The organism is Paraburkholderia sp. GAS348 (assembly GCF_050434205.1).
Lineage (GTDB): Bacteria > Pseudomonadota > Gammaproteobacteria > Burkholderiales > Burkholderiaceae > Paraburkholderia.
In genome coordinates this window covers 16,569-28,436 of record NZ_JBNPVT010000033.1, presented here as the reverse complement: position 1 = coordinate 28,436, position 11,868 = coordinate 16,569, and the positions used below count along the sequence as shown (strand labels likewise).

At 55.6% G+C, this 11,868-nt stretch carries 8 protein-coding genes; all 8 read left to right on the top strand.

Annotated elements, in window-relative coordinates; all coding sequences use genetic code 11:
• Nucleotides 1-123 precede the first annotated feature (123 nt).
• On the top strand, nt 124-1,215 hold the full coding sequence (locus P3T22_RS30800) for a sigma-54-dependent Fis family transcriptional regulator (RefSeq protein WP_429326999.1): 1,092 nt from the start codon (nt 124-126) through the stop codon (nt 1,213-1,215).
• Between the two features lie 85 nt (nt 1,216-1,300).
• Entirely contained in the window at nt 1,301-2,320 is a 1,020-nt protein-coding gene (locus P3T22_RS30795) for a TRAP transporter substrate-binding protein (protein ID WP_429326998.1), read from the top strand.
• A 3-nt stretch (nt 2,321-2,323) separates the two neighbouring features.
• Nucleotides 2,324-4,219, top strand: a complete 1,896-nt coding sequence (locus P3T22_RS30790) for a TRAP transporter large permease subunit (RefSeq protein WP_429326997.1) — start codon at nt 2,324-2,326, stop codon at nt 4,217-4,219.
• Between the two features lie 18 nt (nt 4,220-4,237).
• Nucleotides 4,238-5,047: an SDR family NAD(P)-dependent oxidoreductase gene (locus P3T22_RS30785; protein WP_082855252.1), complete on the top strand. Its 810-nt coding sequence runs from the start codon at nt 4,238-4,240 to the stop codon at nt 5,045-5,047.
• A gap of 1,254 nt (nt 5,048-6,301) precedes the next feature.
• Complete coding sequence (locus P3T22_RS30780; protein ID WP_063498581.1) at nt 6,302-7,471, top strand: porin; 1,170 nt, start codon at nt 6,302-6,304, stop codon at nt 7,469-7,471.
• A gap of 922 nt (nt 7,472-8,393) precedes the next feature.
• A complete protein-coding gene (gene prpC / locus P3T22_RS30775; protein WP_429326996.1) occupies nt 8,394-9,560 on the top strand; it encodes a bifunctional 2-methylcitrate synthase/citrate synthase in 1,167 nt (388 codons plus the stop codon).
• Nucleotides 9,561-10,068: 508 nt separating this feature from the next.
• Complete coding sequence (gene adk, locus P3T22_RS30770) at nt 10,069-10,758, top strand: adenylate kinase (protein ID WP_429326995.1); 690 nt, start codon at nt 10,069-10,071, stop codon at nt 10,756-10,758.
• A 242-nt stretch (nt 10,759-11,000) separates the two neighbouring features.
• Nucleotides 11,001-11,651: a reverse transcriptase domain-containing protein gene (locus P3T22_RS30765; protein ID WP_082855251.1), complete on the top strand. Its 651-nt coding sequence runs from the start codon at nt 11,001-11,003 to the stop codon at nt 11,649-11,651.
• Nucleotides 11,652-11,868 lie beyond the last annotated feature (217 nt).

The window sequence follows — 11,868 nt, the reverse complement described above, 5'->3', positions numbered from 1 at the left end:
GTGGGCGACATTAACCTGTATTCACAGCGGTACCACCAGCACACGGTCACAAGCCGTTGACGGCTTCGGTTCACTGCCAGTCGCGGCGGCCCGACGTTGGAAAAATATTCGATGGAGATAGACGTGAGCGCTCGTCAAACAACTCACTGTGATTCGGGCCCGTGGAATAAGCCTTATCCGCGACTCGAAGAGCTCACTGCCAACGACGCGGTCATGATCGAGATTGTCGAGAGAGGAAAACGTTTCGTAGATCGGGGCATTCCGGTACTTATCCTTGGCGAAACCGGAACCGGGAAGGAATTGTTGGCGCGAGCGCTGCATGCTTACAGCACTCGGCGCGATGCGGCCTTCGTAGCGCTAAATTGTGCGTCGATTCCTGATACCTTGATTGAAAGTGAGCTGTTCGGTTATACGCGAGGCGCCTTTTCCGGCGCGCTGACTGCTGGTATGAAGGGGAAGCTGATTCAAGCGAACGGCGGCACGCTGCTTCTTGACGAGATTGGCGATATGCCTGCGGCGCAGCAAACACGGTTGCTGAGAGCGCTATCCGAACGCGAGGTCACACCGCTCGGTGCTGCATCGCCAACTGCGATAAATTTCCAACTGATCTGTGCAACGCATCAAGACCTCAGCGCTCTTGTGGAAGAAGGTTGCTTCCGGGCCGACTTATTTTATCGGATCGCGGTAGGCGTCCTGCGCCTGCCCGCGCTCCGGGAACGTAGTGACCTAGTGAAACTGATTGAGCGCATCACTAACGAGGAAGCGGACGACCAGGTCGACCAAGTGACCTTCGAGGCCGATGCTCTCGGCGTTCTGATGTCATGCGAGTGGCCCGGCAATCTTAGGCAGCTCCGAGCCGCCCTTCGCTACGCGTGTGCTGTCATGAAGGATTCGACAATCCGCGTCGAAGATCTCCCCCGTGAGTTGATGAACGTGCGCGCATTCTCGGCCAAACAGCAACGCATAGGACAGACCCTTTCCCAGATCGAAGATTGCGTCAAGCCGGACCGCCGCGACCGGCTTCTTGAGGTTCTGGCTGACAAGCGCTGGAACATCTCCGCAGCGGCGAAAGACCTTGGAATCTGTCGATCGTCACTGTATCGGCAATTGAAATCGCTTGGCATCCCGCACGTGCGCGACGCCGGGCACGAGTTACTGAAAGCGCGGGAAAATCGCGCTTTGCCAATCTGGGGAGGACCGGCCATCGCAAATTGAACTTCGCGTCGTTCCGAGCGCCTCGATTCAAGGGCCACCTCAACTTAGAAAAAGCCGGAACACCGGCTGGTCTCAGGAGACAATCATGCATCCGACGAGCAGACGTTCCTTCCTGCAAGGGATTTCACTTGCGGTAGCCGCACCCGCGCTGTCATTGATTTCAACGCGAGCCAGTGCCGCGGAATTTACCCTTAGGTACGCCAATAACCTGCCGGCGACGCATCCAATGAACATGCGCGCGAAAGAGATGGCATCACGTATTCTTGCCGAATCAAAGGGGCGCGTGGATATTCAGGTATTTCCAAGCAATCAACTCGGCAGCGACACTGATACGCTTTCTCAACTTCGCTCAGGAGCTGTCGATTTCTTCACGCTGTCACCACTGATCCTCGGCACTTTTGTACCAGAGGCGCAGATCAGCGGCATCGGCTTCGCCTTCAAAAACTATGATGAGGTGTGGAAGGCCCTCGACGGTGACCTCGGGGCACATGTGAGAGCGAAGATCGGAACTACGTCAATTTTTGCGTTCGAGAAGATCTGGAACGGCGGATTCAGGCAGATCACCACATCGGAGCGTCCGGTCGCCCACCCCAAGGACCTGAAAGGCCTGAAGCTAAGAGTTCCGCCGAGCCCCTTGTGGACATCAATGTTCAAAGATCTAGGGACGTCCCCGGCAAGTGTCAATTTCGCAGAGGTCTATTCCGCATTGCAAACTCACGTCGTGGAGGGGCAAGAAAATCCTCTATCGATTATTTACACGGCGAAGCTTTATGAGGTTCAGAAGTTCTGCGCGTTGAGCAACCACATGTGGGATGGATTTTGGTTCCTTGCTAATAAAGACTCATTTTCACGTCTGCCCAGGGAGCTTCAAAAAATCGTTGCCGACGCGATCAATGACGCGGGCGTCAAGCAGCGACAAGACGTGCAGCGGCTTGATCAAACACTTCGGGCCAAACTCGAATCCGCCGGACTCAGGTTTAATGAGATCGATACGGATGCATTTCGCAAACAGCTGAACTTGTCCGGGTTCTACACGGATTGGCGTAGCAAGTTTGGCGCTGAAACGTGGGGCCTACTCGAAAAGTACACCGGAACGCTGGGGTGAGATATGCAAACCGTTGGACATCTATCCGTGCCCGCGACGCTCTCCGAGCTTCGTCACTCCTTTAGCGCTGCACGCACCGCAGTATGTCTCATCGAGGTTTTCGCAGCGGTGCTTCTGGCAGCCGAGGTAACGATTCTGCTTTGCGGGGCAATCTGGCGTTATGCCTTGAACTCCCCTTTGATCTGGTCCGACGAACTTGCTTCGTCTCTGTTCAGTTGGCTAGCAATGACGGGCGCAGTTTTAGCGCTTATTCGCGGCGAGCACATGAAAATGACAGCCGTCGTCAAGCGATGGAGCCCGGCCTTGCAGGATTGGGCAGAGAGTGTCTCGTCATTAATTGTCTGTGTCTTTGTAGCGATGGTCATGCTCCCTGCGGGACAGCACGCAATCGGGCAAATGGAGATCACCACACCTGCGCTAAATATACCTGACGGACTTCGAGCTTTTGCGTTGCCTTTCGGGGCAGCATTGATGTCTCTTGTGGCGGTGGCAAAGGCGTTCAGCTTGGGAAGTTTTCGACGTACGGCATGGGCAATCCTGACAGTGGCTATTGTCGTAGCGATCCTTTGGGTGTCCGCGCCTGCGTTGATCGCGATGGGCAACCTCAATCTGCTGGTGTTCTTTGTTGCCTTGGTCGGCGTCGCGATCGTACTTGGCACACCGATCGCCTTCGCTTTTGGGATCGCGACAGTTAGCTACCTGGCACTTGTGACCCATGCGCCGCTTGCGATCGTCGTGAGCAGAATGGACGAAGGGATGGCGAACCTAGTTCTGCTGGCCGTTCCGGTGTTCGTGTTGCTGGGAGCGATGCTCGAACTTAGTGGTATGGCCCAAGCACTGATCAACTTCATGTGCTCACTCCTTGGCCACGTCCGCGGTGGGCTGCAGTACGTCCTGCTAGGTGCGATCTTCCTTGTCTCCGGCATCTCGGGTTCCAAGGCCGCGGATATGGCTGCGGTTGCTCCCGCACTGTTCCCTGAGATGCAGAAGCGTGGATCCGACCCGGAGGAACTGGCGGCGCTCCTCAGTGCTTCTGGCGCGATGACAGAAACTATCCCCCCAAGCCTTGTTCTGATTACCATTGGAGCGGTGTGTGGCGTTTCCATCAACGCTCTGTTTGTCGGGGGCCTCATGCCGGCGGTTGTCGCCACCGTGACAATTGCCTTGGTTTGCTGGTTACGGACACGTCATGAGAAGCCGACGCACGCTCAGCGGGCACCTGTCAAACAGATTCTTCGCACGTTTGTTATCGCATTGCCCGCTCTGCTGCTCCCAATCCTGATCCGCGTGGCAGTGATCGAAGGTATCGCAACCGCGACGGAGGTGTCGACAATTGGTGTCGCGTACACGTTGGTCGTCGCAGTCATTGCGCGCTTGTGCGGCAAACCGGTTGAATTACGCCGGCTCTACGGGATGTGCGTAGATGCGGCCGCGCTTTCAGGCGCCATCTTGCTAATCATCGGTCTAGCCACGTCTATGGCATGGGCGCTCACGCGTTCTGGGTTCTCGTCGCAACTCGTTTCCCTCATGCAATCCGTCCCTGGAGGAACGATCGGTTTCTTGCTCGTGACGATCGCTTGCTTTGCGATTCTTGGCAGTGTTCTGGAAGGTATTCCGGCGATCGTGCTCTTTGGACCACTTCTTTTTCCGGTGGCCAGATCAATGCAGATTAGTGACGTGCATTACGCGATGGTTGTGATCCTCGCCATGGGCGTGGGCCTCTTCGCACCGCCCTTTGGCGTCGGCTTCTATGCCGCGTGCGCAATCGGCAAGGTATCCCCTGATGGCGTTAGCAGACGTGTATGGCCTTACATGCTTGCGCTTCTCGTTGCACTCGTGCTTGTCACCTTCATTCCATGGATTTCCACCGGCTTTCTTGGTGCCACACCAAACTTTTAATCGATAACGGAGCATTTGATGAATGACACCACTTGCGCTGATCTGTCCGTGGTAGCTCATGCGCCCCAACGGAGCAACGGTAGGGTCGCCCTCGTAACCGGAGGCGCGATGGGTATTGGCGCTGCCATTGTTGAGCGGCTCGCAACCGACGGTTTTACAGTCGTCGTAGCTGATCGAAACGTGCCTGCAGCGGAAGAGACGGCTGGAAAGTGCCGTAGCACGGGGTTGCGAGCGTTGGCGATGAGTGTGGACGTCGGGAGCAGCTCGTCCATTGCATCGCTGTTCGAGAGCATTGCCGCCGAGGTCGGTCGCTGCGATGTGCTTGTGAACAACGCCGGTATCGCAAAGACGTATCCCTTTTGCGAGTACCCGATCGATCATTGGCGTGCGGTAATGGACATCAACGTCACCGGACCGATGTTTTTGACTCAGGAAGCAGCACGGCATATGAAGAAGGAGCGCTGGGGCCGCATCATTAACATTGCGTCGGTGAGCGGGTTGCGTGCAAGCGCCGGTCGTGCAGCCTACGGCACCTCGAAGTCGGCGGTGATAGGCCTTACGCGGCAGGCGGCGATCGAGCTCGCTGAGTTTGGGATTACAGCCAATGCAATCGCGCCCGGACCGATTGAAACGCCCTTGGTTGCGACGCTGCACTCGCAAGTTACACGCGACAATTATCTTCGGGCTGTGCCTATGGGCCGGTACGGTGCTCCGGCCGAGATCGCCAGCGTTGTTTCGTTTCTTGCATCAGAGGATGCATCTTATGTTACGGGTCAGACGCTGGCCGTCGATGGCGGATTCATTGCAGCGGGCGTACTTGAAATTTGAACAGCGCCTGTTCCTCGTTTTAGTACGATAGGACAATTGAAGGGAACGCAGATGGATTCTGCAAGAATGTCTTTGCAATGCCTACGCGCCGGTCAGCGTATCGACGACCGCTTGTTCGGTTCTTCAGCCGCAAATACACTTCATCACGTCGAGTGGGACCGACCTGGGTGCAATGCAGGCAGTCGATGCGTCACGTCAGCCGCGATCATCTGGGTTTGCTATCTTACCCACCGGGTGGCAGCAGATTCCGGAACAGGCGAAAGCGCTCAGCATTCCAGACGCTGAAATCGAAAATCCGCGGGTAGTCACCAATCGTGAAAAATGGCGTAGGCTACGTTCAATACAATTTCTGATGACGATCTGAGCGCACAAAGCCGATCCAGATACGAATGTGCTACTGAATGCTGTGACAGCAAAAGGTACGTTCGAACTACTTTCGCGGTTGGCCGTGGCGAAACATGCAGACATAGGGCTGCTGGAAAAGGCTGCACTGCAAGAATCCAGCCTTCAGTTGTGGCAGAAAACCCGTTGTGAGATCGACCCGCCCTGCTTCCATCGCGTCCCTCAGATTCACTGCGGTGTTGCGCAGCTTGCTCACAGAAACCCCGGGGGTGACGTCTAGCAGTGGGTTTCAGCTTGAATGGCTCTTCAAGCATCCCGGATGCCGGCAGAATCCTAGCGGCATCTATCGCGAATGAAATAGGTCATTCTCGATTGGCCCAAACCGCTGCAGTTTCGTAATCGGTATAACGTCCCGGTCAAATTGACTCGCGAACTTGCCGACTTCATCTCCCGAGTGCCCCGCCTTGCGCTAGATTCGTCGTTGCTTCCCCGCAACAAGAACGCTCGTGTCGAATCGCATATTTGCTGACCTGCGAGTAATTGCATCTTAATAAACATTACGTTATGGCTTCAAGCGCCACGACTCCCAAGACTAGAAAACTAGGGCTACTCCGCGCCGGGCGAGCCTGTTGCGGCGCGGCGGGATGCGGCTCATAAGTGAATACTTTCAGTCAACCTGCAAAAAGTGAAAACACCGTTGCTCTACCTGCAATATGTATACAAATTTTGTCCGCGTCCAATACATCGCCTTATCTGCAATATAAGCGGTCTGCTAGCGACCTCAACGAATTGCTTCCCGCCGATTTCGCGTGTTTGTCCAGCCGTCGGTTGTGGTCGCATGTCGACGAAAGCGCAGCTATTTTTGCAGTCGTTTTTTTTTCGTGGATCTGCCCCACATTCCTGGAGATTAGAATGAAACTCAGCAAGCCGTACCTGATTTCGCTGACCGCATTAGCTGCGGCCGGTAGCGCCCACGCTCAAAGCAGCGTCACTCTGTACGGAACGATCGACACTTCCCTAACGTTTGTCCATAACGCTACCGCGACTGGTAAAAATCTGTGGTCCCTTGGAAACAATAGTGGTGGCGACCTTTCCGGCACGCGTTGGGGCCTCAAGGGACAGGAGGATCTCGGCGCCGGACTAAAGGCTATTTTCCAGTTGGAGAATGGTTTTAACCCCACGACGGGCGCGCTCGGGCAGGGTAGTCGCGAGTTCGGTCGTCAGGCGTTCGTCGGACTGGCAAGCGATCAGTACGGTACGTTGACGCTCGGTCGCCAGTACGATCCGCTAGTCGACCTCGTTCAGGGGATTACCGAAGACAACTACTTTGGCAGTGTCTTTGCGACCGTCGGCGACGTGGACAACTATGACAACAGCTCGCGCACCAGCAATGCAATCAAGTATGTGTCGCCGGTATACGCAGGCCTGCAGGTGGAGGGTATGTACGCACTTGGCGGTGTTGCTGGCCAGACCGGTTCCGGTCAAACCTGGTCGGTAGCTGCAGCGTACAACAATGGCCCGATCTCCGTCGCCGCTGGCTATTTCGTAGCAGACAACCCGACAGGGACGGTCGCACAACGAACGACTTGGGGTGGCACGTCGGACGGCACATTCGACGGTTCGCTGGTTAATCTCGGCTACCAAAGCGCGAAGTCGATCAACATCGCCCGAGTTGCCGCTCAATACGTTGCCGGCCCATTCACATTCGGCGCCGGATATAGCAACGCACAATACAAGTCGGACTCGCAATCGACGTTCGCCTCTACCGAGAAGTTCAACACAGGCCAAGGTTTCGTAAACTACCAAGCGACGCCTGCCCTGCTTGTTGGCGTTGGTTATAGCTATACGAAGTCGAGCGGCGATACGGGCGCGACGTATCATCAGGTTTCGCTGGGTGCGGACTACAACCTGTCTAAACGTACGGACGTTTACCTTGTCGGTGCGTGGCAGCACGCCAGTGGCGAAACACTTAACGCCGACGGTACCGGCGTAGTCAATGCGCAGGCTTCAGTGGGCTCGTACGGTTACCCGGGCACCAACACGCAAGAACTTGTCAGCCTCGGACTGCGCCACAAGTTCTAATTCTTGTCTGCTGATAAGAAAAGCGATATTGCGCTTTTCACATGTTCTGTCGAAGCCCGTCGCGCGCGACGGGCTGCCGAAGCGCGCGTAGCCAAGCAGAGCGAAACAACCGTGAGCGTCGCTGACACCAGCGGCGTCGGCGGCACGGCCACAGGTTCGTCAGCATCTGGTGTCAGTTGCTCAACCTCATCCTGTGACGGCATGAAGCCGATCTATTTCGGTCAATAAATCATTCGGCCCACATGCTGCGAATTGCCCGCATAAGGCAGAGCAACGCCTCTCGAACGCGCCGCACCTCCAGGGCGCAACCCGTGAGAGTCTGGTTTGAGGAAAGTACGGGAACCTTAGGTGTGCTCCGTAACCGTCCGCCCACGACTGTTCGTGAAAGCGTGTTGATATCGAACAGCTAAAGGCAGTGTGTCGAGTTCAGGCGGCGTCGACGTCGATCAGGTCGGCAACGACCCATGGCAACAATTCGTCAACGACTGGACCGATGCATTCCGGTGACAGGATTCATCTGAAATTCCTCCCGTTTAGGGTTTTGTCCCCATCTCCGGTTGTGTACGAGCCAGATGCAAAATTGAAACAGAAATTTCATTACTGAAATACACGACGTGCTTCGCCAGCCCATCAAGTTCTTATAAAACAAACACTTACCCAATTTTCTCGAGAATGGCCCGGTCTTTGCAATTGTCCAGGAGTGACTTGGGGAGCTAAGAGGTCGCGCCTAGTTGCGCTACGAACGCGGCGGCATTGATCTTTCGCGATACGACGGTGGGCGACGGCGCGCGGAGAGACGCTCTCCCGACGATGCAGACGCACACCGATCTCAGCAATTCTCGTGGCAGTCATGCGTCCGACACCGAACTTGGTGCCCTGTTCGCCGCAAATCAGTATCGATCAAACCGGAGACGAGTGGATCATGAGCCAAACAGAAAGCAATACGTCGGCTAACGCCACATTTAAACCAAAAAAGTCGGTTGCACTGTCGGGAGTAACCGCCGGCAACACGGCGCTCTGCACAGTGGGACGTACAGGCAACGATCTTCACTATCGCGGCTATGACATTCTTGACCTCGCGCGCGCATGCGAGTTCGAAGAAATAGCGTACCTGTTGGTGCACGAAAAGCTGCCGACACTGTCCGAACTCGTCGCGTACAAGACGAAGCTAAAATCACTGCGTGGACTGCCCGCGAACGTCAAGGCCGTACTCGAGTGTCTGCCGGCCGCAGCGCACCCGATGGATGTTATGCGCACGGGCGTCTCGACCCTCGGCACGGTTCTACCCGAGAAGGATGACCACAATATCTCGGGCTCGAAGGATATCGCCGACCGCCTGATGGCTTCTCTCGGGTCGATGTTGTTGTACTGGTATCACTATTCGCACAATGGCAAGCGCATCGAAGTCGTAACCGATGATGATTCAATTGGCGGCCACTTCTTACATCTGCTACATGGTGTGGAACCGTCAAGGTCGTGGGTCGATGCGATGCACGTCTCGCTGAACTTGTACGCGGAGCACGAATTCAACGCATCGACGTTCACAAGCCGCGTGATCGCGGGCACGGGCGCCGATTTCTACTCGGCGATCACGGGTGCGATCGGCGCGCTGCGCGGGCCGAAACACGGTGGCGCAAACGAAGCAGCCTTCGAGATCCAGTCGCGCTATCAAACTCCGGATGAGGCCGAAGCCGATGTCAAGAGGCGTGTCGAGGCCAAGGAGGTAGTCATTGGCTTTGGGCACCCCGTGTATACCATCTCCGATCCGCGCAACGTTGTAATCAAGAACGTTGCGAGAGAGCTGTCGCTGGAAGCGTCAAACTTGAGAATGTTCGACATCGCCGAGCGGCTTGAACAAGTCATGTGGGATGCAAAGAAGATGTTCCCCAACCTCGACTGGTTCAGCGCCGTTTCGTATCACATGATGGGCGTACCGACGGCGATGTTTACGCCATTATTTGTGATCTCGCGTACCGCCGGTTGGGCCGCGCATATCGTTGAACAACGGACCGACAACAAGATCATTCGTCCGAGCGCAAATTATATCGGCCCCGATGACCTTCCTTTTGTCCCGATCGCCAAGCGTTAGTCGAGAAAGAGGAATAGCTGACCGTATGCGGGCAACTACCCCTGACCGTCATTATTTTTCTAGCACGGTTTGACCACCGCAGCTCGCAATCCTCTGAACGGCACAAGATCGGAAGATTCAAGGTTCCATTCAAAAGTCATACAGGATTGTCGTAGCAGCCTATTGAGACTATTCATCTTGAGAGAATATTACGATGATTGAAAACTCCCTTTCTGGGGCCGCAGACGATAGCACGCTGGATCAAAACTTCGACACACTGCAGAGCGGCACCAAAGCGCTAAAACCGCCTCTGATTCAGGAACGTACATGCTGGAGTTGGTCTTCGGGGCATTTCGACTGGATGGATAAGAGCAGCCCTTTCGTGCCGACTGATACTGCGTTGTATTGAGGTCTGCGACGATGCATGTTCTCCGGAGAATATGGTCACCTCGTAAGGTACGCGAGCGGTGTTACAACGGGCGGTGGCCCTCCGGTGTACGAGGTTTCCCTAACAGTTCAAGGTAACGGTATGCGAATGATCCTCTTAGGCGCACCAGGTGCAGGCAAGGGTACACAGGCAAACTTCATCAGGCAAAAGTTCGGCATCCCGCAAATCTCCACAGGTGACATGCTGCGTGCGGCGGTTGCTGCCCGCTCACATCTCGGCGTCGAAGCGAAGCGATATATGGATGCGGGCGAGTTGGTTCCGGACGCGCTCATCCTCAATCTTGTGAAAGAACGACTGCTACTGCCTGACTGCGCGAGCGGTTACCTGTTCGACGGTTTTCCACGCACCTTGCCGCAGGCTGAAGCGATGAAGCAAGCAAACGTTGCAGTCGACTACGTTTTGGAAATCGACGTCCCATACAATGAAATCATCATGCGCATGAGTGGGCGTCGTGTGCATCCAGCATCCGGCCGCACGTATCACATCACGTTCAACCCACCTGCGAACAATATGTTTGACGATGTCACTGGTGAACCGCTCATCCAACGCGACGACGACAAGGAAGAAACCGTGAAAAGGCGCCTTGATATCTACGTTGCACAGACGAAGCCGCTGATCCAGTACTACCAGGAATGGGCTCAAAGGGGCGAGTGCAACGGGCTGAAGCCGCCTGAGTACCGGAAAATCCATGGCCTCGGCAGCATAGACGGGATCAGCGAAACAATCGCTCGCTTGCTGAGAGAGAAGCCCAGCGGCCCAGTCAGACGTTGAAACGCAGTGTGCGCCGCAATTCGTACCAGTCGGCACGCCAGAGACACCATCCGCCTGGCATACGAGGCTGCCACCCTTGCCTGAGATAAATGCGTTGCTCGCATTGGCCTTCCTGAACGCGACCGGTGGTTCGGACCGTGGCGCGGCCTGGCTGAGGCTACCGGGGAAGAGGCGAAGAAGATGACAGAGCTTACCTTTGAATCAGACCTGGAGCCTACAGATATCATAGGTCCCTTTACCACATGCTGCGGAATACTCTCAGACCGTTGTGGTCCTGCAAGCGTCACCTGCAGGGCGAGGCTTATCTGGGTCGCTATATCGACGATTTTGTAATGTGTTTCCAAAATCAGTCTGATGCACTTCGTGTTCAGGATGCCTTGCGCAAACGATTAGAGAAATTTGGTCTGGCGCTCGAACCGACCAAAACCAATCTCGTTGCATTTGGTCGTTTTGCCCAACGGTACGCAAGCCATCACGGGAAGCGGCGTCCAGAGACGATTTACTTTCTGGGCTTCACCCTGTACTGCACGCGCAGCCTGAAAGGCAATTCCAAGATAGGGATGCGCACGGAAAAGTCTCGACTCCGGCGTAGTCTGGCTAGCTTGCAAGACCTGATGCGTCAAGTGAGGCATTTATCGATTCGGGAGCAAGCTGAAAAGCTCAATCGGGTATTACGCGGCCACTATGCGTACTACGGCATTGCCGGGAACTTCCGGGCGTTGCAGAAGGTACATAGAGCGGTGGAGCGTTACTGGCGCAAGATGCTGAGTAGTCGGAGTCGTTCAGGCGGCGTTACCTGGGAGGCATTCCAGGAGATCAAGAAGCGGTTTCCATTAATGCGACCAAAGCTGCACCTTCCCTATCGGGCGTTGCAAGCTATCGCGGTGCTGTGAATCAACTGCTGAAGAGCGTAGTGCGGGAAATCCGCACGCTACGTTCAGTGGGAACCGGGGGCGGGTGACTGCCTCCGGTCACCCGGTGCTCGAGGTGAAATCCCCCGGGCCTACTTACCAGTTCGTGACGTTGCGCGGCGGCGAGCTGTATCTGTTGTGGCGAGCGGTCGACTAGCACGGTGTTGAACTCGACGTACTGGTCCAAAGCGGCACGATA

What these genes read in the sequence shown, in the direction of transcription:
- P3T22_RS30780 (WP_063498581.1), top strand. Translation starts at nt 6,302, where the DNA reads ATGAAACTCAGCAAGCCGTACCTGATTTCGCTGACCGCATTAGCTGCG.
- P3T22_RS30790 (WP_429326997.1), top strand. Translation starts at nt 2,324, where the DNA reads ATGCAAACCGTTGGACATCTATCCGTGCCCGCGACGCTCTCCGAGCTT.
- P3T22_RS30785 (WP_082855252.1), top strand. Translation starts at nt 4,238, where the DNA reads ATGAATGACACCACTTGCGCTGATCTGTCCGTGGTAGCTCATGCGCCC.
- adk (WP_429326995.1), top strand. Translation starts at nt 10,069, where the DNA reads ATGCGAATGATCCTCTTAGGCGCACCAGGTGCAGGCAAGGGTACACAG.
- prpC (WP_429326996.1), top strand. Translation starts at nt 8,394, where the DNA reads ATGAGCCAAACAGAAAGCAATACGTCGGCTAACGCCACATTTAAACCA.
- P3T22_RS30795 (WP_429326998.1), top strand. Translation starts at nt 1,301, where the DNA reads ATGCATCCGACGAGCAGACGTTCCTTCCTGCAAGGGATTTCACTTGCG.
- P3T22_RS30765 (WP_082855251.1), top strand. Translation starts at nt 11,001, where the DNA reads ATGCTGCGGAATACTCTCAGACCGTTGTGGTCCTGCAAGCGTCACCTG.